This window comes from Gracilimonas tropica DSM 19535 (genome assembly GCF_000375425.1).
Taxonomy (GTDB): domain Bacteria; phylum Bacteroidota; class Rhodothermia; order Balneolales; family Balneolaceae; genus Gracilimonas; species Gracilimonas tropica.
Genome location: NZ_AQXG01000006.1, coordinates 120,192 through 143,327 on the forward strand (window position 1 = coordinate 120,192; position 23,136 = coordinate 143,327).

Annotated in this window: 19 protein-coding genes, 1 tRNA gene and 1 other RNA gene; 10 read left to right on the forward strand and 11 right to left on the reverse strand. The window is 44.1% G+C overall.

Annotated features, from left to right (window positions below):
- Position 1: 1 nt before the first annotated feature.
- A complete protein-coding gene (locus B151_RS0111150; protein ID WP_020403715.1) occupies positions 2 to 739 on the reverse strand; it encodes an ABC transporter ATP-binding protein in 738 nt (245 codons plus the stop codon).
- A 3-nt stretch (positions 740 to 742) separates the two neighbouring features.
- The gene (locus tag B151_RS0111155; RefSeq protein WP_020403716.1) at positions 743 to 1,501 is read right to left on the reverse strand and encodes an MlaE family ABC transporter permease; all 759 of its coding nucleotides are present in this window, start codon (positions 1,499 to 1,501) and stop codon (positions 743 to 745) included.
- Positions 1,502 to 1,590: 89 nt separating this feature from the next.
- Between B151_RS0111155 and porQ the strand changes: the two genes are divergently transcribed.
- The 6 genes from porQ to B151_RS0111185 all read left to right on the forward strand — a co-directional run bounded on the left by porQ (position 1,591) and on the right by B151_RS0111185 (position 6,547).
- On the forward strand, positions 1,591 to 2,571 hold the full coding sequence (gene porQ, locus B151_RS0111160; RefSeq protein WP_020403717.1) for a type IX secretion system protein PorQ: 981 nt from the start codon (positions 1,591 to 1,593) through the stop codon (positions 2,569 to 2,571).
- Positions 2,572 to 2,603: 32 nt separating this feature from the next.
- Positions 2,604 to 3,779: a chorismate synthase gene (aroC, locus tag B151_RS0111165; protein ID WP_020403718.1), complete on the forward strand. Its 1,176-nt coding sequence runs from the start codon at positions 2,604 to 2,606 to the stop codon at positions 3,777 to 3,779.
- Between the two features lie 4 nt (positions 3,780 to 3,783).
- Positions 3,784 to 4,110: a tetratricopeptide repeat protein gene (locus B151_RS0111170; RefSeq protein WP_020403719.1), complete on the forward strand. Its 327-nt coding sequence runs from the start codon at positions 3,784 to 3,786 to the stop codon at positions 4,108 to 4,110.
- Entirely contained in the window at positions 4,111 to 5,109 is a 999-nt protein-coding gene (locus B151_RS0111175) for a LysM peptidoglycan-binding domain-containing protein (protein ID WP_020403720.1), read from the forward strand. It begins immediately after the preceding gene.
- Positions 5,102 to 5,827, forward strand: coding sequence for a CPBP family intramembrane glutamic endopeptidase (locus B151_RS0111180; protein WP_020403721.1), 726 nt, complete (start codon positions 5,102 to 5,104; stop codon positions 5,825 to 5,827). Before B151_RS0111175 ends, B151_RS0111180 begins: the two co-directional genes overlap by 8 nt.
- Positions 5,828 to 5,971: 144 nt before the next feature.
- Positions 5,972 to 6,547, forward strand: a complete 576-nt coding sequence (locus B151_RS0111185; RefSeq protein ID WP_020403722.1) for a sigma-70 family RNA polymerase sigma factor — start codon at positions 5,972 to 5,974, stop codon at positions 6,545 to 6,547.
- Here the strand turns inward: B151_RS0111185 and B151_RS0111190 are convergent.
- The 5 genes from B151_RS0111190 to B151_RS0111210 all read right to left on the reverse strand — a co-directional run bounded on the left by B151_RS0111190 (position 6,532) and on the right by B151_RS0111210 (position 11,358).
- Complete coding sequence (locus B151_RS0111190; RefSeq protein WP_040516973.1) at positions 6,532 to 7,779, reverse strand: sensor histidine kinase; 1,248 nt, start codon at positions 7,777 to 7,779, stop codon at positions 6,532 to 6,534. The genes B151_RS0111185 and B151_RS0111190 overlap by 16 nt on opposite strands.
- 192 nt (positions 7,780 to 7,971) lie before the next feature.
- Positions 7,972 to 9,225 (reverse strand): ATP-dependent Clp protease ATP-binding subunit ClpX, encoded by a 1,254-nt coding sequence (gene clpX / locus B151_RS0111195; RefSeq protein ID WP_020403724.1) that lies wholly within the window; start codon positions 9,223 to 9,225, stop codon positions 7,972 to 7,974.
- A gap of 28 nt (positions 9,226 to 9,253) precedes the next feature.
- Positions 9,254 to 9,910: an ATP-dependent Clp endopeptidase proteolytic subunit ClpP gene (gene clpP / locus B151_RS0111200; protein ID WP_020403725.1), complete on the reverse strand. Its 657-nt coding sequence runs from the start codon at positions 9,908 to 9,910 to the stop codon at positions 9,254 to 9,256.
- Positions 9,911 to 9,928: 18 nt separating this feature from the next.
- On the reverse strand, positions 9,929 to 11,206 hold the full coding sequence (gene tig, locus B151_RS0111205; protein ID WP_020403726.1) for a trigger factor: 1,278 nt from the start codon (positions 11,204 to 11,206) through the stop codon (positions 9,929 to 9,931).
- A gap of 68 nt (positions 11,207 to 11,274) precedes the next feature.
- Positions 11,275 to 11,358 (reverse strand) — tRNA-Leu (locus B151_RS0111210).
- A gap of 155 nt (positions 11,359 to 11,513) precedes the next feature.
- On the opposite strand from B151_RS0111210, the gene cutA reads away from it, so the two are divergent.
- On the forward strand, positions 11,514 to 11,855 hold the full coding sequence (gene cutA, locus B151_RS0111215) for a divalent-cation tolerance protein CutA (protein ID WP_026166630.1): 342 nt from the start codon (positions 11,514 to 11,516) through the stop codon (positions 11,853 to 11,855).
- A gap of 5 nt (positions 11,856 to 11,860) precedes the next feature.
- Here cutA and B151_RS0111220 read toward each other — a convergent pair whose 3' ends face one another.
- Entirely contained in the window at positions 11,861 to 12,520 is a 660-nt protein-coding gene (locus B151_RS0111220; RefSeq protein WP_020403728.1) for a phosphoadenylyl-sulfate reductase, read from the reverse strand.
- Between the two features lie 172 nt (positions 12,521 to 12,692).
- On the opposite strand from B151_RS0111220, the gene B151_RS0111225 reads away from it, so the two are divergent.
- The 3 genes from B151_RS0111225 to B151_RS0111235 all read left to right on the forward strand — a co-directional run bounded on the left by B151_RS0111225 (position 12,693) and on the right by B151_RS0111235 (position 14,975).
- A complete protein-coding gene (locus tag B151_RS0111225; RefSeq protein WP_020403729.1) occupies positions 12,693 to 13,451 on the forward strand; it encodes an enoyl-CoA hydratase/isomerase family protein in 759 nt (252 codons plus the stop codon).
- A 433-nt stretch (positions 13,452 to 13,884) separates the two neighbouring features.
- Positions 13,885 to 14,347, forward strand: an RNA gene (gene rnpB, locus B151_RS19920) — RNase P RNA component class A.
- Positions 14,348 to 14,618: 271 nt separating this feature from the next.
- On the forward strand, positions 14,619 to 14,975 hold the full coding sequence (locus B151_RS0111235) for a transposase (RefSeq protein ID WP_020403730.1): 357 nt from the start codon (positions 14,619 to 14,621) through the stop codon (positions 14,973 to 14,975).
- A gap of 120 nt (positions 14,976 to 15,095) precedes the next feature.
- Here B151_RS0111235 and B151_RS0111240 read toward each other — a convergent pair whose 3' ends face one another.
- The 3 genes from B151_RS0111240 to B151_RS0111250 are packed head-to-tail and all read right to left on the reverse strand — an operon-like array spanning position 15,096 to position 23,136.
- Positions 15,096 to 15,689 (reverse strand): hypothetical protein, encoded by a 594-nt coding sequence (locus B151_RS0111240; RefSeq protein ID WP_020403731.1) that lies wholly within the window; start codon positions 15,687 to 15,689, stop codon positions 15,096 to 15,098.
- A 2-nt stretch (positions 15,690 to 15,691) separates the two neighbouring features.
- On the reverse strand, positions 15,692 to 16,186 hold the full coding sequence (locus tag B151_RS0111245; RefSeq protein WP_020403732.1) for a hypothetical protein: 495 nt from the start codon (positions 16,184 to 16,186) through the stop codon (positions 15,692 to 15,694).
- Positions 16,174 to 23,136, reverse strand: a complete 6,963-nt coding sequence (locus B151_RS0111250) for a beta strand repeat-containing protein (RefSeq protein WP_020403733.1) — start codon at positions 23,134 to 23,136, stop codon at positions 16,174 to 16,176. Before B151_RS0111250 ends, B151_RS0111245 begins: the two co-directional genes overlap by 13 nt.

Sequence of the window (23,136 nt, forward strand, 5' to 3'; positions counted from 1 at the left end):
TTTAATTTATTTGATACTCGCTGGCTTTAATAAAATCGAGCAGATTTTGATTCTCACTGTGTTTCATGTCCTTGGTATTACCGAACCAACTCAATTTTTGGTCATCTAAAAAGGCCACCTTGTCCGATACTTCTAACACACTGTGCATATCGTGCGTGATCACCACAGATGTAATATCAAGATTATCTCCCATAGTCACGATAAGCTCATTGATCTCATCTGATGTCTTGGGATCCAGGCCCGAGGTTGGTTCATCATATAAAAGGTAATCCGGCTGCAAAATAATGGCTCTTGCCAAACCTACTCTTTTTCTCATTCCCCCGGATAATTCCGAAGTGGATTTCTCTGCTGCATTTTCCAGGTTCACCATACTCAGGGCTTCGTGCACATTGTGTTCAATTTCTTCTTCCGTTTGCTCCGTGAAATAACGGAGTGGAAAGGCAACGTTCTCGAAGGTACTGATTGAATCGAATAACGCCCCGCCCTGAAACAAAATTCCGAAGCGCTGACGCACTTTTCTGAGTGCCGTGTAACTAAGATCGAAAACATTCTCTCCGTCGATCAGCACTTCACCTGCATCAGGATAAAGTAGAGCATTTAGATGCTTCAGCAATACAGACTTTCCGCATCCTGAGCGCCCGATCACAGCGGTGGTTTCACCATCTTCAATGGTAAAATTGACATCTTCCCAAACCAGAAGATTTCCGAAACTCTTCGTCAGATTTTTGATCTCTATCATGAATTACAACAATATTGCAGCTAATGTAAAATCAGCTAAAAGCACAAAGATACAACTTAATACGGTGGCTTGTGTAGTGGCATTTCCCACCCCTTCAGCTCCTCCAAAAGCATAATAGCCTTTAAAACAGGAAATTGAGGTGATCACAAACCCAAATACCACAGATTTGATCAGTCCAAATATTATGTCAGATTCAAAGAAAAAAGCCCGGGCACCCTCCATGAATTCGGCTGCAGGCAAGATACCGTCTAATGCACCGGCTGTAACTCCTCCGATAATACCAAATATGGCCGCGGTGGTATATAGAACCGGAAACATGAGAATGCCGGCCAAAATACGGGGCACCACTAAAAAGGAAACGGAATTAAAACCCATGGATTCCAGCGCATCAATCTGCTCACTTACACGCATGGTCCCAAGTTCGGTGGATATCCTTGCGCCAACTTTACCGGCCAAAACCAGCGCACTGATAACCGCTGCCAATTCAATGACAATGGATTGCGCTACGATAGAGCCAATAATGGTACTTGGATAAATGTCAGTATCGAGCTGGTAGGCCGTTTGAAGTGTGAGTACAGCTCCCGTAAAGATCCCCACCAAAAATATAATAGGTATAGACTCATACCCGACCTTAACAAATTCCTGAAAAAGATTTTTGCGGTAGGTACTTAACTCTGTTGATGAACGTAAAGCCTGATATAACAATTGAGCATAGTGGCCGAATTGGCGTAAGCCGGCCGCTCCTGGAAAACTGGTATTCATTTCTTAATCAATATTCTTGACGTATTGCCGAAGCATTTGATTATATTACAAAACATTTTCACCAATTGTGATTTCTAATTCGTTAAATAATGGCACGAGCTGTTTTTTCTGTGTTTTTAGTTTTGATGTTCGCTGAGTGCTCTTATGCCCAATCTGCAAGCTCCAGTATTTTTCGGTTCCTGGAGGTTACACCAACAGCCCGAACGGCTGCTTTGGGCGGAAGCCACACCGGACTTTATGATGCCGACTTCAGCCTTATCAATATAAATCCGGCGTATTTGAATTCAAATGCTTCCGGCTCCATATCGGCCTCTTTCATGAATTTTTTAGGCGGAGCAAATATGGGCTTTACCAGCGGAGCTTATCATTTTGAGAATATTGGCACTTTTGCTGCGAGCATTCGTTTTATGGGATACGGAGAGTTTGACCGCCTCGATGAAGATGGAAATCAAACGGGCACTTTCCGGGCTAATGATCTCGCACTTACCGGGGCATACAGCCTGCCTGTCACAAACAAAATTTATGCAGGAGCCGGGTTCGATATCATTCACTCTTCCTACGCGGAATATAAATCTACCGCGCTGGCTCTTACGGGTGGTGTATTTTACCAAGATACAACCAACCATTTTAGCGCCGGAATAGCCATTCGAAATTTTGGCGGCCAACTTTATGCTTTTGATGATCGCAGAGAACCTCTGCCCCTGGATATTTCAGCCGGTATCACTAAAAAGCCGGAAGCTTTCCCCTTTCAACTCAGTTTGACGATTAGACGTCTTACAGATTGGGATCTGCGTGTATTTGGAGAATCAGGGAAGCCTTCTTTTTTCAACAACATTATGCGCCATGTGTTTTTTGGAGGAGAAACCTACTTAGGCGACTCGGTTGCCCTCAGGTTAGGATATGATCACTACCTCCATGAACAAGCCAAGACCGGGAGTGATTTTGACCTTGCCGGAATATCAATCGGTATAGGCTTTACGGTCAGGAATATTACTTTTGATTTCAGTAGAAACTCTTACAGCAAGTTAGGTGGATTAACCCGCTTAAGCATCAAAACAAATTTACTTTAATAGCTATCACATACTTATAGCCTCTCAATTTTATGATCAGATATATTACAGCCGGAGAATCTCACGGACCACAATTAACAGGCATCGTTGAAGGAGTGCCGGCAGGACTGCCACTCAGTGAAGAAGAAATCGCCACGCATTTGATGCGCCGGCAGAAAGGATATGGCCGTGGCGGAAGAATGGCTTTCGAGAAAGATTTTGCCACCATCACATCCGGCTTGCGCTTCGGAAAAACCATGGGCGGGCCAATCGCTATGAGTATGCCAAACCGTGCTTTCGAAAAAGATGACGCCGGCTGGCCAACCGTAATGAACAAAAAAGAAGAGGCTGAAGGCATTGAGAAGATCACCCTGCCCCGGCCCGGTCATGCAGACCTTGTAGGTGCTTTAAAATATTCCTTCGATGATATTCGTCCGGTCATTGAAAGATCGAGTGCCAGGGAAACAGCCATGCGGGTGGCTTGCTGCAGTGTAGCGCGTCAGTTTTTAAAATATTTTGGTGTTGAGATAGGCGGACATGTACTCCGTATAGGTTCCGTTGGATTTGAACATTGGGAGCAAGTTAGGACAATCGCAGATCCATTAGCCGCAAATGGAGCCGAAACGGTCTATAAAACCGCCGATAAATCTGATGTTCGCTGCCTGGATGAGGACCTTTCAGCTCAAATGAGAGAAGAGATCAAAATTCGCCGAAAAGAAGGATCATCGCTTGGGGGAATCTACGAGATTATTGTAACCGGATTACCTTCAGGGCTTGGAAGTTATGTACACTGGGACCGAAAACTAGACGGACTGATCGCCCAGGCTATCATGGGTACACAAGCCATGAAAGGGGTTGAGATCGGGCTTGGTTTTGAAGCAGGCCATAAACCCGGACATGAAGTTCATGACGAGATCACGCACGATGGCAAAGACTTCAAACGCAAAACAAACAGAATGGGAGGGATCGAAGGGGGTATGTCGACGGGTATGCCTTTGATCATCCGGGGAGTGATGAAACCTATTCCAACCATGTTGAATCCTTTGGGAACCGTTGATATGCATACAAAGAAGCCCTCAGAAACCCGGTACGAACGTTCCGATGTGTGTGCACTTCCCCGTGCAGTTGTAGTTGCTGAAAGCGTGATTGCACCTGTTCTGGCGAATGCTTTTTTAGAAAAATTCGGTGGAGATTCCATGCAGGAGATTCAAGCTCATTTTAAAAAGTAAAACAATGAACTCCCGTATCGCAACGTTGGCTAAAGCAGTAAAAGAGCATCCCAATGACTCTTTTTACAAGTTCACACTCGCACTTGAAATGTTAAAGATAAACGAACAACAGAAGGCACAGGTGCTTTTTGAGGCTATACGAGCGCAAGATCCCGCCTATGTTGGAGTTTATTACCATTTGGCCAAACTGTACACTGAACTGGGCGAGAACAAAAAGGCTCTTAGCACCTATAAAGAAGGAATTCGCATAGCCGAGGAGCAACAGGATATGCACACCAAATCTGAGCTTTCGGCAGCCTTAATGAATCTTGAAATCGAAATGGATGAGTAAATGAGAAAACCGAAATTCAACCTTCACACGTTCTTTACTGCAGCCTTGTTTTTCATTGTGATCGGCAGCATGCCGTTAATGGCTCAGACAAAAGCTTCATATACCGTTAAAAATGGAGATACCCTTTACAACATCTCCAAACGGCTGAATGTCACCATTGCCGAGTTAAAGGAATGGAATAACATCAGTGGCAATGCCATCGAATTGGGACAGGAACTGGTCTATTATCGCCAAGACACCGACCAAACCATTAGCACAAATCCTCCTCAAGAACCTTCCGATCCCCTGATCAATCGTTCGGAAGGTTCTCAAACCGAGTACTATATTGTTAAAAGTGGGGACACGTTGTATGAAATAGCTCGTGAGCACGACATGACCGTCAGCGAATTACAAAATTTAAATAACCTGACCGGCTCTAATATTGGCATTGGACAAAGATTAGCTGTGAAAAAACAGCCGGCAAATGCAGCACCCAGCATTGCAGAGTTCTCCGAAGAATCTGCTCCTCAGGGTGTTTTCACGGTTTACGAAGTCCGCTCCGGGGAGTCTAGGCAAGATTTACTAAACAAATTCAAAATGACTTCAGTTGAACTTGAGCACCTGAACCCTGAAGTACCCCTCGAACGGCTTGGCTCCGGACAAAAAGTAACGGTTTTGCTTCCTCCCTCACGGAATTACGAAAATCCCTATCAGCAAAAAGCCAATCTGCAAAATTTAGGTCAGGTTAAAGTGGGTCAGTATGATGCTAATAGTACCGGAACCACTACAACCAATGGAGAACTTTATGACCCGGAACTTCTTACGGCAGCGCACTCTAATATCGCGCTCGGAAGCATCATTTTTATTGAAAACCCCGTATCAGGAAATGGCGTTTATGTGAAAATAAATGATCGTATCACTGAACCCGGAATTAAGCTTTCCCGTAAAGCATACCAGGTACTTAAGTTAGAAGAAACAGGAGAACCTGCCGTAAGCATTTATACCGAACTCAATGACTAACCCGATCAAAACTTATTTCGAGAATACCAACAACTTGCTGTACAGCTTTCTGGTCAGCTTGCCTTTATTCTTGCTATATGAATTATTGATACTGATCTCTCAACCTTCCGGAGATGCTATTGTTCGCATCAGTGTTGATGTATGGATCAAAAGTTTGTTTACCTATCTCGGGGTTAACGCGCTCTCATTTACTTTACTTATCGTAGCCGTTGCAGGAGTTTTTATTATTTATAAAGAACGAGAACGCTTAAAATCATTGAAGTTCTCCTATTTCCCGGTTATGATCGTGGAGTCTACTTTCTACGCCATTGTTGTTGCCATCATTAGCCAGACTATGGTCTCCTGGGTACTTAATATAGCTGCAGCAACTACCGTCGAAAGCCTTCCGCTTTTACAAAAAATCGCCCTCTCTTTGGGTGCTGGTCTATATGAAGAACTTTTCTTTCGCGTCATCCTTGTGACCCTGTTCATACTCATCTTTACCAAATTAATGGGAAAAAAATGGGCAGGTGTTACGGCAGCTGTCGTACTTTCGGCTTTACTATTCTCAGCCGTACACTATATAGGCTCCATGGGAGACCCTTTTTCATTAAATAGTTTTCTTTATCGCTTTTTGTTTGGATTAATTCTAAATGGAATATATGTTTGGAGAGGATTTGGTGTAGCAGCCTGGACACACGCTTTATATGATATTATGGTGATCGCGTTGTTGTCCTAAGAAAAATATTAACGCTTTTATCAATACAATCTATTTAACATTAAAGTATTTTTTTAATAGTATTTTTTGAAATTTGATTAAAGGCACCAAATTTCAGGTTATTATTTAGAAAGACATAGACTAATAAATATAGGGATGGCATAAATGTCTCAACTAACGAGAGATGAAATAAAAAAGCAGAAGGACTTCGATGAAGAGATTATTCCTCACATGGATGCCTTGTATAATTTTGCTCTCAGACTGACCTCTGATCCAAACGATGCTGAAGATCTGGTACAAGATACTATTGTTAAAGCGTATCGATTTTTTAGCAGTTATGAAAAGGGCACCAATGCAAAAGCATGGATGTTTCGTATACTTAAAAATTCTTTCATCAATAACTACCGAAAGAATTCTAAAAAACCTTCTCAGGTAGATTACGATGAAGTTTCTTCCTACTATGAATCAGTAAGAGCTGAGCGCACAGAAACCTCCGATCTGGAAAATCTCATGTTTCGGGAGATGATGGATGACGACCTTTCAGAAGCTTTAACGAGACTTCCCGAGGATTTCAGAACCGTTGTACTTCTCTGTGATGTGGAAGGATACACTTACGAGGAGATCGCAAATATGCTGGATGTACCCATCGGAACCATTCGTTCTCGCTTGCACCGGGGTCGTAACCTCTTGAAGACTGAATTATTGGAATACGCCAAAAAGCGTGGTTATACCGGCGATTGATCCGTCAGTGGGTAGACTTCTTCTTCCTTGTTATTAGTCTGAACTTTGAGAGTGACCCGCATTGTGGTTCCTTCATCAAGTTCAGAACGCAGGACAAAAACGTGCCCGTCGTGATACTCTTCTATAATACGTTTGGTAAGGCTGAGCCCTAATCCCCAACCCCGTTTTTTGGTACTAAATCCGGGTTTAAAAATATTCTTTACGTTCTTGATATCTATGCCGGAACCGGAGTCTTCAATATCGATGATTACTTCCCCCTCCTGCACCTTGGAGCTTACGGATATATACCCCTCCGCTTCTTTGCCTCGTAATGAGTCCATTGCATTTTTAACCAGGTTCTCGATAGCCCACTGCAACAACTCGGGATTAGCTTTGACCAAAGCATTTGCTTTAAGATCTTTCCGTACCTCGATGGACTTGCCTAATCTCGGTAACCGGCGCTCCATATACACCATCACCTGATCTAATATGGGCCCGATGTCCATTTTTTTGAGTTCCGGTTCTGACCCGATCTTTCCAAATCTTTCAGCAACTCCTCTAAGCCTTTGAATATCTTTTTCGATCTCATTCGCAATGTTTGTTGCTGTTTCATCGTAACGATATTCATCCTTGAGAAGCTGCAGCCAACCATATAAGCTTGAAATGGGAGTCCCTAATTGATGAGCAGCCTCCTTTGCCATTCCCACCCACAAATTGGATTGCTCAGAGCGTGTGATGCTTCGATAAGTAGTGTAGCCGATACCAAGTAAAAGACCCAATAACAAAATCTGAATGTAGGGGAAATACCGCAGCATTTGCACTGTGGGACTTTCCCCATAATACACGAACTGAGGAATTTGATAGTTTTCATCCCCGATGTAAAACTCTATGGGGCTGTTAAGACTTTTAAACTCCCGGATGAGTTCTGCCCTTTTCTCAGGGGTTTCTATGCGCAACGAGTCAATATTTCGAATTGCATTAATTGCATCGTTAGAGTCCAATACAATGGTAGGAATTCGAAACCGATCTCTGAGAATGATCTCATTTGTCACAAAATCAATGGAACTGCGAGCCGACTCCGCTTCCTCGATGAGTGCAATTACACTATCCGGCACCTCTTCAATTTGGCGAAGCTGCCGGATGGCATCCAACAGCATCGTAGTTGGCTGTTCGTTTACCGGCTGACTGTTGAATTCTATACCCTTGGTCCATAGCTCAACACTGGCGCGCTCCTGCTCTAGTATCTTAGTCACCAGATATTGGTTATAAACTACCGACCCCACTCCCAATGTGATAAGAAGGAGCACTAAAATAAGTTTTATCCTATTCGAAGGAACAAATAGTTTCATGGGGATAAGGGTAATCCTTTTAAGGTAAAATTAAAAGGAAGGGCTACAAAAAAGCCTCCTGTATTTTTTGAACAGGAGGCTATTCTCTTTGTCTTATCAGGCTGATGCCTTTTGTTTCTCATACACCGGCGGAGCTTGTTTTTCTATGGTCTCCTTAGTGATCACACATTTAGAAATATTCTTCATAGAAGGGAGTGTGAACATGATATCCAGCATCGCTGCCTCCATGATCGAGCGCAATCCCCGCGCTCCCGTTTTCCGGGTCTTCGCTTTTTGAACGATCGCCTTAAGTGCTTCTTCCTCGATCTCCAGCTCAACATCTTCCATCCCAAACAGCTTGGTATATTGTTTTACCAACGCATTTTTTGGGGTTTGAAGGATATCCAGCATGGCATCATCCGAGAGCTCGTGCAATCCGCAAATAACCGGCAAACGACCGATCAGTTCGGGAATCAAACCAAAGTGTTGGAGATCTTCCGGTTCTACATGTACAAAAATTTCAGGATCTTCTTTATCATATTTTACCTGGTCCTGATTGTGGAAGCCCATCACACTTGTTGAAAGCCGGCGTGATATAATCGCTTCCAACCCTGAAAACGCACCGCCACAAATAAACAGAATGTTTGCTGTGTCCAGCTGAATGAAGCTTTGTTCAGGATGTTTGCGGCCGCCCTTTGGGGGAATATTAGCCACGGTTCCTTCCAAAATTTTCAGTAATGCCTGCTGAACTCCCTCTCCGCTTACATCACGGGTGATAGAAGGATTATCACTTTTGCGAGCCACTTTATCTACTTCATCAATGTAAACGATACCGCGCTTGGCCCGCTCTACATCATAATCGGCCGCTTGCAGAAGGTTGCTGAGAATACTCTCTACATCTTCCCCCACATAACCGGCTTCAGTAAGCACGGTTGCATCGGCAATAGTGAATGGCACATCAATGATCTTGGCGAGCGTTCTGGCAAGTAATGTTTTTCCGCTCCCCGTTGGGCCCAGCAGCATGATGTTGGATTTTTCGATCTGCGTGTCATCAAGATCAGCATTCTCAGCAGAAATTCGCTTGTAGTGATTGTAAACCGCTACAGACAAGGTTTTCTTGGCTTGCTCCTGACCGATCACATATTCGTCGAGTTTATTCTTGATCTCGACCGGCTTCAGCATAGGCTTGAAGCTTTTTTCCCGCCTGCGGGCTAAAGAAGCTAAATCACTTTGAATGATGCTTGATGCATCTTCCACACACCGATCACAAATATAAACGCCGGGGCCGGCAACCATGCTGTTCACTTCCAGGCTGGAACGGCTGCAAAATGAACAGTGTACAATATCGCTGTTTTTCTCTTTGTCGCTCATAACAAGCTAAATTTAATGAAAATGCCGATTATTTGGAATTCTTGCCGGGCTTGCTTAAAACATTGTCCACCAAACCGTAGTCTTTAGCTTCGTCAGCCGTCATCCATTTGTTACGGTCCGAGTCTTCGATCACCTCATCAATTGATTTTCCACTATGATCGGCAAGAATTTGACTCAATTCTTTCTTGACCCGAATAATTTCCCTTGCCTCGATCTCAATATCACTGGCTTGACCTTGTGTACCGCCTAAAGGCTGGTGAATCATCACGCGTGAATGTGGAAGGCAACTTCTCTTGCCGGCAGTTCCGGCAGTCAAAAGCACAGCACCCATACTCGCCGCCATCCCCATGCAGGTTGTGGCAACATCGCATTTAATGTGCTGCATGGTATCATAAATGGCTAAACCTGCAGAAACCACGCCACCGGGGCTGTTGATGTAAAACTGGATATCTTTCTCGGGATCTTCACTTTCCAGGAAAAGCAACTGAGCCATGATTGAACTTGCAACGGCATCATTGACCGGTGTTCCCAAGATCACGATACGGTCTTTCAGCAAACGCGAATAAATATCATAAGCGCGTTCTCCCCGGCTGGTTGTTTCCACAACCATAGGAACCAGGTTATTTTGAATTTTATTGATGGAATCTAAATTCGGATCTTCAAAAAGAGGTTGATTGGTAATCATGACTTCCTCGCTGGATAATTATTTATTCTTCTTGGATTGTTCTTCCTGCTGCTCGCGATACTCTTCCTTACCAAGTTCTTTGATCTTCACTTTTTCTTGCAGGATGTTGAATACTTTGTTCTCGCGAATGCTGCTTCGGAGCTGTTCCAGCATCTGCGGCTGTTGCGCATAATACTGCTTTAGCTGATCTGTCGGCATTCCATACTGGGCGGCCTGCATCGCTAAATGCTCGTCGATATCTTCGGGTTTTATTTCGATATCTTCAAATGTATCCTGAAGTTTTTGACTGATGAACGACCACTTGGCTTCACGAACAGCACGGTCTTTCATTCCGGCCTTGTATTGCTCGGCATCAAAATGATCCGGCAGGTCTCCGCCTTGCTGTTGCTTAAGCTGATCTACATAAGATCCCTGGATTTGAGCGACAAAAGTTTCCGGTACTTCAAAGTCATGAGCTTCAACAAGCGCATCGGCTACATCATTCTTGAAAAGATCTTCGGATGTTTGATCATAATATTCCTGCATGCGGCTCTTAATATAACTGCGGAACTGATCTTCATTCTCAGCTTCACCATTACTTTGCTGGTCTATGAGTTCTTCAGTCAATTCTGCTTTATGCAACTTCTGAACTTTTTTAAGGGTGATCTCAACTTCATCTTCGTGATCGCCATGCGGAATACTCATCTCAACCACATCACCGGGTTTTTTACCCTTCAAAGCGCCTAAAAATTCTTCGGCTTCTTCCTTTCGAAGATCAATTTTTTGATCCTTATCCTCATCTCCGTGGGTTTTTGAAACTACATCTACCACAACCTGAGATTCTTCAGTGGCCGCTTCGTCTACATCTTCCCAGTTGCCCTGACGCTCCAGAGTGCGCTCAATTTCTTCTTCAACCTCTTCATCGGTTACATCGTGAACCATTTTGTTCACTTCTATCTTAGAAAGATCGCCGACTTCTACTTCAGGCTTGGAACCGATCTTGAACTTCACTTCCAGCTCATCATTCTCCCAGGAGAAATCCACCATTTCGGTTTCGCCAACCGGTTCGTACTCAGGCACTACTTCTTTTTCAAAAATCTTTTGAACAATGTTGCTGATCTCCTCTTGCTCGATCTCTTTGCCAAATCTCTTCTTAATAAGTCCCATCGGAACTTTACCGGGACGAAAACCGGGCAGCTGAATTTGATTTTTGTATTTTTTATAGGCTTTATCGAAGTCCTCTTGAAGATCTTCTCTTTTAGCTTTCAGGGTAACTTCTTTATCAACAGATGTGAGTTCTTCTACAGAAATATCCACGTGTTCTCCGCTTTAATATTATGTGAATTCAATAAATGAACAGGATTTCAATTTATTTAGGAAAGGAGTACGAGAGGGGGGACTCGAACCCCCACATCGGTTAAGATACTAGATCCTAAATCTAGCGCGTCTACCAATTCCGCCACTCTCGCAAAATTTCAGAGCTTACAAAGATAAAGGTTTCAATTTCTGAATTCAACCAATTTGCGTAAGAAAGTTAGTGTCTCCTATTCGGGCTCAAAAAAGAAGAGAACATCAACAAAAAGCATTGGAATTTGGAAAGTGAAATGCTGAATTTTGAACCGCTATGTATAGAAACCTTCGCTTGCTTTACGTCACCACCTCAAATCAGGAAGAAGCCCATAAAATTGGCCGCGCTCTTGTTGAAGAAAACCTTGCTGCATGTGCCAATATTCTTGGTGATATGAATTCTATCTATAAATGGAAGGGAGAAGTTCAGGAAGAAAACGAATGCGTACTCATCATAAAAACGCATTATTCACGAGTCAGAAAAGTAACCCGCCGCATCAAAGAAATGCATTCCTATGAAGTACCGGCGGTAGTATCCCTCACTATCACCGAAGACGAAGGCAACATTGAGTACCTCGATTGGCTGGAAGACAACTCGAAGCAGCCTTTTAAGCTTTGACATTTCTACAAATGCAGCCCGCACTCCGTCTTCCCGGAGCCTGACCACCGGCCATCACGACCTTCCCCTTTTTGGGTACAATGTGTGCAGCCAATGGAATCAAACCCAAAACGCTCAAGCGGGTGGCGGGGAATTCCAAGGCTTTCGAAATAATCATCCACCATTTCCGGCGTCCAGTCGATGAGCGGGTAATAGCGATAGATATCATCTTTTTGCTGTAGGATCTCCAGTCCGCTCCGATAGCTGTTTTGATAACCAATCAATCCTGAGATCCACACTTTGTGATCGGCTTTTAGTTTTTCCAACGGCTCCACTTTATTGTAATGACAGCACAAATCGGGATTCGATTTCCAGAGTTCGTCCTGTTTCGTGATTCTATGCTTCTCTTCATCCGGAATGTGATCGATAATATTTACGCCATACCGTTCAATCAGCTGATCTTTGTATTGCAGCGTTTCCGGAAAAAGATAGCCGGTATTAATAAAGTGAATGGGATGGTCGGGACGAATGCGGCTGATCATGTGAATAAGCAGCGCCGAAGTGGTACCGAAAGAGGTGGTAATCAATACCTCATCCAGATATTTATTCAGGATATGTGCGATCCGCACATCATTATGGGCCGCCGAAAGAGATTGGTTGATTTTCTTGATCTGTACCGATTCCATACGCTAATTATCCCACATTCAGCACTAATTATCAATGTTTTAAGGCCTAAAAAATGTCCCCGCAAGCCTGTAAGCGCTTTTTTGAAGCCTCGGGGCTAAAAAGGAATGCAATTAATTTTCCGTTCTTTATCTCAGCAGTCTGAAAATTCCTATTTTAGGAAAAAAGAATTATATGGTACTTACCCAAAAACGAATTTCTGATCACATCCTATGGGCTAAGATCGATCGGCCCAAAGCCCGCAATGCCATCGACTTTGAAGTGATGGAGAAATTGGAAGAATTGGTTTCTAGAGTTGAAAATGAGGAAGACATCCGCGTGCTCATTTTAAGTGGAAGCGGGAAAGAATCTTTTGTCTCAGGTGGTGATCTCAAGAAATTTCATTCCATAAAATCCAAAGAAGAAGCGGTAGCAAAAGCCAAACGTATGCAGAAATTGCTCTTGCGAATCGAAGGCCTGCCCTGTTGGACTATAGCGTGCATCAATGGTGATGCCTATGGAGGCGGAATTGAGCTGATGCTGGCTTTTGATTTTCGTCTTTCGGTTCCCGATGCAAAATTTGGTTTTACACAGGGACGTTTTTACTTAGTCCCAGGCTGGGGCGGCCTCACCCGTTTGGTTGAAAAAGTGGGTCGCACCAAAGCGCTGGAGTGGCTGGGAAAATCGGAAGTTCAAGATGCAAATAACGTACTCGCCCATGGCTTAATTGAAGACCTTCTCCCCGGACATTCACCTGAAGATGAAGTGTTGAATTGGGTAAAGAAACTCACCAAAAACGATCGAAAATTTATCAAGATCATCAAAGAAGGTGCGATACGGTATTCGGCTCATCGAAAAGAAGTGCTGGAAGCGGAAGTCACCCCATTTTCTGAACTTTGGGTGGATGAGCAGCATATCAACAGAGTAGAAAAATTCATGAACCGGGATAAATAATATTCTTTGGGAATTGATTCAGCTGAAAATCATAGCTGGGTTATTTTGCGGCGAATGCGTGAAATCTTATTGTTTCATGAGTTCTGTAGTTTAATCTATGGCAATATTTGGATTCCCGCTTGCGCGAGAATGACCTATTTGGCAGATGGAAATTTGATTTAATTTTTTGAGTGAAATGAACGTTATCTTTGAAAGGCAGGAAAGCTGGATGATCGTCCAGCACTTAACTTTTATTTCTTTGAGCAAATGAACCATCTGACGGATAACTCGTCTGATGGTGGCTATTGAGGCTTTACTATTTCACTGTATTCGAGATAGAATTCATCCTTTGTTGTCACCCTGAGCGCATTTATAATTGAACTAAGGCGATAAGGAATTACGCGAAGGGTCTCAATTGCCGGATTGTACTATAGTTTGAGACCTTACATTGATCTAATGGATCCGGAGCCATCAAACCGTTATCTAAAAATAAAAGTTAAGTGCTGGAAGGAAAGTCCGGACACCAACAGGCATCGTGCTCCCCGATTCGGTTCAGCCGGCGAAGGGGAGGCTTCCCGTTAGGAATGGCGGGATGACAGACAGTGCAACAGAAAACAAACCGCCACAGCGCGGAGCGCTGGAAATTCCAAGTCGCAAGTTCCAATTACCTAATATTCTGCACAAAAATGGAATTTGAATAATCGGCCCTTGGAGTTTCTAACGCTCCGCGTTGGGGTAAGGGTGAAAAGGTGAGGTAAGAGCTCACCGCCCCAAGGGTGACTGCGGGGGCACGGAAAACCTCGCGAGGTGCAAGTTCATGCAGATGGTATACACCGCTTGTTGTGACGCCATCGGGTGGAATGCGATAGATAAATGATCATCCTCGACAGAATCCGGCTTACAGGCTTTCCTGCCTGAATTTACATGAAAACCCCGCTCTTTTGTAGAGTGGGGTTTTGTTTTACTGACCTTACCTTTTTACTGCATGCTTTCTAAAAAGGTTGACAAGATCTTCTTTCGAGATGCCCTTCTCTAAAAAATTAAGAACTAAATCAGCTAGTTCCAGATCATTAGGTATTCACTATTGAAGCTTGCTTTGGGGCATCAGCGCACGCTTGTACGTTTTGCTTTTCCCGAATACCTGAGCCTCCCCGTGCCTTTTGGATCTCTTGCCCATGAATGAATAGAATGTCTTCCAAAGTTAGAAAGGAAGGATTTACCCGATTTTCTACGAGCCGGGAGTTTGCCTGCTTTGCCGGTAGCGCACCGTTTCCGCATCAGTCCGGAGATCACCGGAGTCCGGACCGGGTCAGCCGGTGGCGATGCGCCCGAATGAAGACACTGCTGCTCAATGGTGTACACTCAGCGATCCAGTACGATCCCGAAATCGGGGCCTATTTCCGGCGCAAATGCGCTGAAGGCAAACATCCCCGAAGTGTAAAGAATGCGGTGGTGTGTAAATTAATCTACCGGGCATTTGCCGTGATAAAACGAGGAACCCCGTATGTGAAAATCTATGAACATGAAATGACGGGAATCTCTTGATATAGTCTTAGAATACGCGGAGATTATGTATAACTCGCGAAATGGTTTGAGAATTTGAGTTATTTGGTTTGAGAATAATTTACTAAACGATTTAGTAAGAAAAAGAGGGTAACCCGAAGGTTACTCTCTCTCCTTAGAAGCTACGAAATCCATCTCTTCAAAGTCGGCGTCTTTCGGAGCATTGAGCATAAAGCTGAGATTGGCACGTTGCTTTGCTGTTACCTCGGCTGGAATGGTCTTATAGTCTACCATGTACCAGTCGATCGATTCATCGATAACACGCTGAAGTATTTCCTTGTTGAGCCGATCGATCTTCTCCTGAGCGGCAATAGCCTTCTTGTACTTTTCATTGAGCTTTCGAAGCTCCCGGCCAAAACGAACTTTATCCTCAATATTTACGATCTCTGAAGTGCCGTTTTGCAACCTCCGTTCCTGGGCTCCACATTCCTGGGCAAGCTGATAGCGCTTATTCTGATACTCTAAATATTCCTCATCAGGATCATGCTGAGCCTTCTCAATTGCTCGCTTAATAGCAGATAGCTTACTTAAGTTTCGATCTACGCCATGCACAAATTTAGCCGTCTTAGCATTAGTTGGCTTCAAGTGGCCAACTGCGTTTAAGTGCTGGTTGTATTTCAAGATATCATTTGCAGTAAGTGATTTATCATCATTATTTACTACTATCTTTTGGGTTTCTTCTTTTTTCTTTGTCATGATTAGGTGGGTTTAATATAAATTAAAAGGGGTTTTAAGTGATCTTTAATACGGACACATTTTGCCCGATCATAAGTGATCAACATCGGTTGCCCCTGGGTTGTTAGATTAAAATTAAAAGGTATAGTATCGCCAGGCTCTTTATTGTGAAGCCGGCGGTTAATAAGGTCATAATATGGTACAAGGAATCCGAGATCGGAGCGCTGCCAGGATGGAACCCAGTCAGCAATGAATTTTATATCAAATGACAAACCAAATTCAGCGCAAAGTAAGCGACTCATCTGAGCCAGATCTGATTGGGAAAATTCTTCAGTGGCCGGAACTACTAAATCGACATCATGGATAGATTCTAAACCAAAACAAATAGAGCCAACCAAGTAAATCTCGGCCGGATCTACCGAAAAATTCAACAGTACTGACCTAATCTTATCTTCGAGCCGATTCAATTCAGTGACTGTAAAATCTTCTATTCTTGATGGTAACTTTACTTCACGCATAACACCTTCTCCGTTCCGGATCCCCCGAGTTCGGTTGCTGTTTGAGTGTAAAGCTCTCCATTCTGAACATAAGTTGGACTGGAAGGAAGGCTATCAAAATTGATATTAGATTCTCCAATTAATCTTAGGACTGTGTCACGAAGCTGAATTGTGGAATTGTCAAATTCACTCAACATAGATTGAACCTTCAGTCCATCTTGCCCAACTCGGAAATAACTAAATTGTGAACGCATGATTTGAAAGCCACCATGAATCAACTCCGTCATTGGCAGGCTTTCAATTAAGGTTACTTTCGTCTCGCCCTGATAATATTCGTTTGAGTCCAAGAACTGCCGGCCACCCCTAAAGGTTACTATCCTAATACCTACCGTTGATGAGCTTACAGGCACGTTTATTGAATAACCTTGCTGCCATCCACCCTCAAGTGCAATCTCACGGCGGGGAAGTATGACATCTGCACCATTATCAGCAACGGTGGAAGCCGGAGTATAGGCATATCCTTCCCATCCCGAACCGTTGTCTATCTCTATTCTTATATAGGGTATCCAGGTAGCATTTGGATCCGGAGATGGATCGGATCCGTTAGCTACATCAAATTTGATAATCAATTGATGCTGACGATTATCATTGGCCGGAAATGAATCCGGGAATAATGAATTATCAGTAAATTCGCAGCTTGTTGAGTTTTCAGATGATGTCTCAAGCTCTAAAGAGCTAAATACATCATCATTAAATAATTCTGAGCTTGTTGTGGCAAAGGCATCTTTATTCTCAACATTTACGGTAGTATATAAACTGGAGCTTATCTTCTTACGGAGCCGGAAGCTCATATTGCCACTACTATTATTCTCGATAGCTCCTGAGCCTGTTTCCTTCCGAATAGCTCCACCCGTGAAGGCCCACCCCGCAGCAGTCACAGCACTATTATTCCAGGTGAAGATTCCGGAGCCGAGCGAGCCGGCGTTATCTGCCGTCCTCCAAAAATCACTGCCGGCCTGGAAGTTGAAGACGCTGCTTTGGATCTCCGCATTCGTCCCATCCCAAAGGAATCCTGCCGAGAGGTTGCCGCCTGCATCCATCGTGCCTGCTCGGAAATGACCGCTTGTGTTTGTGTAGAATCCTGTAGACTCTGCCGCTGTTAGCGATTGAGAAGCTGCCGAAACGCCTAATGCAAGGTAAGAATCGTTGAGGTAGAAGGTATCGGCCATGTTGGTGAAGTTTGCTCCATTGAGCGTAAGCGATCCATCCGTAACCGTTGCGTTTGTTGCGAACAGATCTCCAAAGAAGCCTTCCGTAGCCACAACGGTATTGGCTGAGATTACCCCTCCTGCATTAACTGACGGTGTTGTAAGTACACTTTTAACTTCATTATCATCAAGCCTGCGGCTCCAAATATGAAATTCATCAATGTCACCTCTGAAGTAGTTGTCTGTACCGCCTCTTTTAGCTCCCATGTATAAGAAAGATGTGGAACCCGTAGAAGTGAACCCACTTCCTTTGCTGTAAGAGGCGCTATTTCCATCGGAAAGGTCAAGTGTAATCGTCCCGTTTACTTTGCTATAACGAACTACGACCGTGTACCACGTGTCCATACTAATGCTTTCGGTTGTAGACCGAACCACGCTGTTGTCATTGTATTCAGCCCTGAGTGTATAAGGGGCACTCCCGGCATCAATTAAAAGTGCAAATTGCCCAAAGGATGTGTCATATATATAACGCTCACCTGATGTTCCACCGCCAAGCCCCACAAACCGGAAGCTCACTGCAAAGGTAACTTCATCTTCACCGCTAAGATCAGTAAACGACCCACTGTAATAGTCGCCGTCCCAATAGCCACAATTTCCTGCAATTCCATCATTAAGGGTTAGGTTTGATCCTGTTAATGGGTAATTGTTAAGCGAGTCAAATCCATCAGCATTTTCAAAATGATAGCGAGCCACAAGATTTTGATCACTCACCCTCGGAAGGGAATTAACACTTAAGTTCGCCCCGTCAATGTCTACGCCTGACTGAATCTTGATGTTTCCTGAGCCTGTGTAGGTGATGCCTGTAGCGCTTCCGAATTGAAAGGCTCCGTTGTCGTACCAATGATCTCCGTTGCCTGAGTAGTATATGCCGTGCAGCCCCGTCCCGCCTACATCTTTCCCTATGGTCATAGGTGAAGAAGCGTTCACTGCCAGATAACCCGAAAAGGCTCCTTGATTACCTGCAATAGTGGGGCTTTGTATAGTTGTTTGGGTAATTTGTGAGCTTTCTATGTAGGTCGGAACATCCCCAAGTGCCGCAAGGTTTGTAGGGATGTTCGATAGATTTGTGCCCCATGTTGCCCCTACAGTAGCGTTCGATTCAATGCCTGCAAGTTTAGCTCCTTCCGTTGAATTTATATCTGAAAGTGAATCAGGAGTGTCATTAACCTGTTGATAGCCGATTGTTACAGAAGGCGCAAAAGTTACATTTCCTGCAGCATCCCATGCTATATTCCCACTTGCCAAAGCTCCTGAACCGTCATTCTGAATATAAGAAGTCCATGTGCTTCCTGAGTAGTACCCAAAGTGCGTAGCCGATGCAAACAAGCCTGAACCGCTCGGGGTATCCGCAAATCGAACAGGAATGTTGTCAACATTGCTTTCCCAATCTACACTATCCGAGGTTGCCAGCGCCCCTGCATCACTGAAATTCCCGATGCCGCTTCCGCTTATAATGCTTAGGCTGCCTGATGTAAACTGAGCCTTTACCGTGCCTGTGCTGTCCAAAAATCGGATGCCGTTTGTAGCATCAATAGTAAGGTGGTCGCTATTCTCATCTCCAAATCCCGCACCGTAGGTGTCGGTTGTGTAGTTGTACCACCCCTTCATGTTGCCCGTTACCGCACGAACATCAATATCATTATAACCTGTTCCTGTTCGCTCCATATAGGCGGTAGTCGGCCCTGATGTAGATACGCCCGTCTTAAGGGAATTAATGGCATACATGTCAATGAATCCATTGCCCGTAGTGCCTGTATTGAAGATCCCGTCGCCCTCTGCCCATGCATTAGCGCCCGAGCCATCAAGGTTACGAATCACATCATAGGTATAAGTGCCGTCTCCGTTATCAGTAGCAACCGAATTCACCCGCATAAACTCAACCTGAAGCTCTTTCTCAAGGTGAATCACATCTCCGTTGTTCAGGTTATTGTAACGAACCGTAATAGTGGTGTCGGATGTGCTAATCGCCTGATCAAGAATATTCCCAAGCCCGACATTGAAGCGACCGCCTTGCGTTACCCTGCGTTCGGACACGGTCATAAGCTCAACATACAGTTCGGCGATGTGACCTGTCAAAAACTTCTTATTAACCGATCCAAGGTTAGATGTATAATTCACTTCAGGGTATATATCATCCGACACGGTAAGCAACGAATCAAACGTCTTAGCCCCGTAAATGCTCTGCGCTGATGTCGTTATAACTCCCCTTTGACCGTTGCCGTGGTCAGCAATCGAAAGCGCAAAAGCTCGGTCAGAGGTTAGGTTTACAGGCGTTTCCGTGTCAAAAGATAAGGCATCATCAGTAGTGAATTGTAGGGTTCGGTCTGCTCGTACAGGGTGTGAGGTGGTTGTGGCTTGATTGGCAAGTATTACGTTGTTATTGAAGGTAGCCACATCATCTACTACTAACGTGCCTGAAAAGTCTGCATTAACGCCAAAGAAGTTACGAGAGGAGTCTATTACGGTGGTGCCTGAGATTTTGTAATTTTGTGAAATATTAATAGAACCATTGACTTCCAACTTTTCGCCTGCAATACCGTTAACGCCTATGCCTACATTCCCACTATCTCTAACAATAAAAATGTGAGGATAAACAGTTCCTGTTGAGCCGTCTATATTTGGATAATCAGTTTCTGTTCCACCCCACAGCCCAAGACCCTCCTCACCACCAATTCCAGTTGGATTAGCTACTGTTAGCCCGTAAAAGAAATCAGGATCAGAACTATTTCTGTGATTAAATGATAATGCTTTAGTTTGCCTGATTCCATTTAAAAAACTAATCTCATAATAATAATCGCTTCTATTTACCCCCACCCTATTAAAATCTGCATCTCCACTCCCATCCACCGTAGCATTACCTGAATTAACAAGGGTGCCGTTTGCATCTGCATATACAATACCACCATTTGTTAGACCTGCATCGGTGAAAGATGAGCCTGTAATTGCACCAGCACTTAAACTATTACTTCCAATGTCAATATCACCAAAGCCACTTGTGATAGAGCCTGATTGGATAGCTCCTGTGAGGTTTATGTTCGCAGCACTTACATTCCTGCTTCCATCCACAAAAGAAGCCCCGCCCACATTAAACCCGCTTGCAAAGTTATGAACAGCGTTCACCGTTCGCGCCACATTCACATGCATGTAAATCTGGTGGTCGTCATCACCCAGACCGCTAAGCTGGCCGTGGTCGGTTATAATGTTGCTGTCTACGTAGTTTTTATTCGCGGCATCGTAAGCATTCACCGGGTCAGCTACATCCTGAATGGCAATGTTATTACCCACACTCCCCGAACTCAACGTCAACCCGTTAAAAGCAAAGCTCTCAATAGCCACCCCACCCGAAGCGTTGCTAATGCCCGAGCCGGTTATGGAGAGGTTGCCTGCTGTAAGGCCATTACTAAAATTATGCTGAGCTGTAATGTTCCGAGCAAGACTTGTATGGACATATTGGCTGTGGTCATCATCACTTAAACCTGCTAACTGCCCGTGATCAGTGATTCTGTTATCATCAACCCATTTTCTTGTAGCCGCGTCTTGATCATTAACAGGATCGGCAAGATTGGTTATTCGGTTGCCACCTAAATTGGCATTGCCATTTAGCGTTATTCCTGCAAAGGTCGGCGAGTTAGTGGTAGCAATCGGCTGTGGAAGATCCAGCTCGCCGGCGCCATTCAGCAGAAGCTTATTGGTGAACTTCATTCCAATGATGAAGTCATCGTTCAAGGCGGGAGATTGCACGGTAATAGGTGCGGTCGGTACGGCTTCTATACCAGCCAGGTATGCACCAATATTTGCGGCCGAAGATCCGCCGGAAGAACTACTGCCTGCAGAGCTTACACTGTCTCCGGTTTCAGAATTTTCATCACCATAAACCTCTTCTATTAAAATACCGGTGTCATCATATATTGCCTGGCCGGCATAAACATCAACCTGTCCGGTACCGAGCGTCCATTTATACTCCAGAGGAATTAGATTGATCGTACTACCATCTTTATAGTCAAATTCAATGGTGTTAAGTTCAGAGGGCAGGTAATGCTTCCTGGTTTGTAATGATGAATACTCAATCTCTTCAGCATTCATCATAGCTAACCGGTCTACTACAGATTGGGGATTGAGGCCTGAGTATGCAAATGGTTCATGATAGATCTCAGAAGCCTTTACCCAGTTATCCGCCTGATCAAGATACTCATATACATGATTTTGACCGTAAGGATCTATACTACCTACCCCAAAGGTTAAACTTCTTTTCTCGGCCGAAGCATTTGAGGTAGTACCAATCGTGGTCTTGGACTTACGTGGTGAGTCGAGGTTAAAGCTCACGTCACATGAATTGATGTATGTACTGCCCCAGGCTGTTTCCCCTGATGTTAAATTCTTAAAGAGAAATTCAACTTCAAGATACCCCGTCTTATTCTCAGGAGGATTAAAATGCAACTCTTTATTGACCAATAAAGGGGAGCCATTTTCCACGGAGTCATAAAACCGAAGTGCTGCACTGAGATCTGTCCAGGTTAAATCGTCCTTCAGGTAATGGGTAGTTCCGTCAAAGGCATGAAATACAACATTAAGATATTGGATGGACCGGGTCTCCTGGAACGTATCAAGCTCAAGATTAACCTCAAAGAACAGGTTGATAGTATCAACAGCTGTACCTGGGGTATTAGTTAATGCCTGGCCTGTAGTCTGACGAAGGTAGGGAGTTGGAGAATTTGAAGCCTGCTTCGCCAGATTAATAAGAATGCCATATTCATCCTCTGTAACAAACACCTGGTTGAGTTTTTTTTCCCAGCCCGGAATTTCATTTGTAGCTTTTTTTGAATCCTGAAGATCCGGATTTAGAAAAATCTCATCGCCAATCAAAAAGGTCGATTTAAACTCTTTTAAACCGGCTTTAAAATCAGCTTTAGGCTTTTCATAAACCTGATCGGAATTCAGCGCTGTTTTCCAGTTCCTGGATAATACAGCCCCATCTGAGAGTTTTACTCCGGGGATGTTTGCCGTAGGATTAATTCGAATCCTTCGCTCAATAAAAGTCCAGGTAGTACCATCCTGATATAGCTGCAGGTTAAATTTGTCGCAGAAGTTTCGAAGTACTTCAAGGTAAGAAGGAAGTTCATCACCTTCTTTAAATCGGGCAAAGTCCTTTTCATTAAGCCGGTAGCCAAGAGGAAATGTTTCTTTATTATCAAGAGATCGCCATTCGGAATAGAAATGAATATCAAATTCCAAGCCCAGGGCTTGAAAGATATCCGCTAAAAAATCTTTTAATTCTACATCAATATCCTGTGGACTATAAATCTCATCTTCCAGAAAGCCTATTCCGGTAGTTGCAATTAAATCAACCGTAGCAGACTGTTCATAATATTCATACGACCGGGAGGGCAGGTATAAAAATAGCTCGTAGAGTGTAGATGCACCGTCTTTAACTACGAGTTTAAAATCTCGCTTCCGGCGGTTTTTTAACTTCTCCCTTAACCCGAATTCGTCTCTTATTGAGAACTGAATTTGAATTGGGTTAAATGGATACAGTATATCGTTCTGCCGGCTGCCGGATATCATTACCGGAGAACCTTCAATTCCGATCGGATCGGTAGCCGCAACCCCGCCCAGCTCATGGATCTCGAAATCCCACAACTCTTTACTTCCCGCGGCTGTGCGGTCAAGTATCTGAACTTTCTCTGTTGCGATACGGGTGTACAT

What these genes read in the sequence shown, in the direction of transcription:
- B151_RS0111180 (WP_020403721.1), top strand. Translation starts at nt 5,102, where the DNA reads ATGACTAACCCGATCAAAACTTATTTCGAGAATACCAACAACTTGCTG.
- clpP (WP_020403725.1), bottom strand. Translation starts at nt 9,910, where the DNA reads ATGATTACCAATCAACCTCTTTTTGAAGATCCGAATTTAGATTCCATC.
- B151_RS0111235 (WP_020403730.1), top strand. Translation starts at nt 14,619, where the DNA reads ATGTCTTCCAAAGTTAGAAAGGAAGGATTTACCCGATTTTCTACGAGC.
- B151_RS0111170 (WP_020403719.1), top strand. Translation starts at nt 3,784, where the DNA reads ATGAACTCCCGTATCGCAACGTTGGCTAAAGCAGTAAAAGAGCATCCC.
- B151_RS0111225 (WP_020403729.1), top strand. Translation starts at nt 12,693, where the DNA reads ATGGTACTTACCCAAAAACGAATTTCTGATCACATCCTATGGGCTAAG.
- aroC (WP_020403718.1), top strand. Translation starts at nt 2,604, where the DNA reads ATGATCAGATATATTACAGCCGGAGAATCTCACGGACCACAATTAACA.
- B151_RS0111245 (WP_020403732.1), bottom strand. Translation starts at nt 16,186, where the DNA reads ATGCGTGAAGTAAAGTTACCATCAAGAATAGAAGATTTTACAGTCACT.
- clpX (WP_020403724.1), bottom strand. Translation starts at nt 9,225, where the DNA reads ATGAGCGACAAAGAGAAAAACAGCGATATTGTACACTGTTCATTTTGC.
- cutA (WP_026166630.1), top strand. Translation starts at nt 11,514, where the DNA reads ATGTATAGAAACCTTCGCTTGCTTTACGTCACCACCTCAAATCAGGAA.
- B151_RS0111250 (WP_020403733.1), bottom strand. Translation starts at nt 23,136, where the DNA reads ATGTACACCCGTATCGCAACAGAGAAAGTTCAGATACTTGACCGCACA.
- B151_RS0111150 (WP_020403715.1), bottom strand. Translation starts at nt 739, where the DNA reads ATGATAGAGATCAAAAATCTGACGAAGAGTTTCGGAAATCTTCTGGTT.
- B151_RS0111185 (WP_020403722.1), top strand. Translation starts at nt 5,972, where the DNA reads ATGTCTCAACTAACGAGAGATGAAATAAAAAAGCAGAAGGACTTCGAT.
- B151_RS0111155 (WP_020403716.1), bottom strand. Translation starts at nt 1,501, where the DNA reads ATGAATACCAGTTTTCCAGGAGCGGCCGGCTTACGCCAATTCGGCCAC.
- B151_RS0111220 (WP_020403728.1), bottom strand. Translation starts at nt 12,520, where the DNA reads ATGGAATCGGTACAGATCAAGAAAATCAACCAATCTCTTTCGGCGGCC.
- B151_RS0111240 (WP_020403731.1), bottom strand. Translation starts at nt 15,689, where the DNA reads ATGACAAAGAAAAAAGAAGAAACCCAAAAGATAGTAGTAAATAATGAT.
- B151_RS0111175 (WP_020403720.1), top strand. Translation starts at nt 4,111, where the DNA reads ATGAGAAAACCGAAATTCAACCTTCACACGTTCTTTACTGCAGCCTTG.
- porQ (WP_020403717.1), top strand. Translation starts at nt 1,591, where the DNA reads ATGGCACGAGCTGTTTTTTCTGTGTTTTTAGTTTTGATGTTCGCTGAG.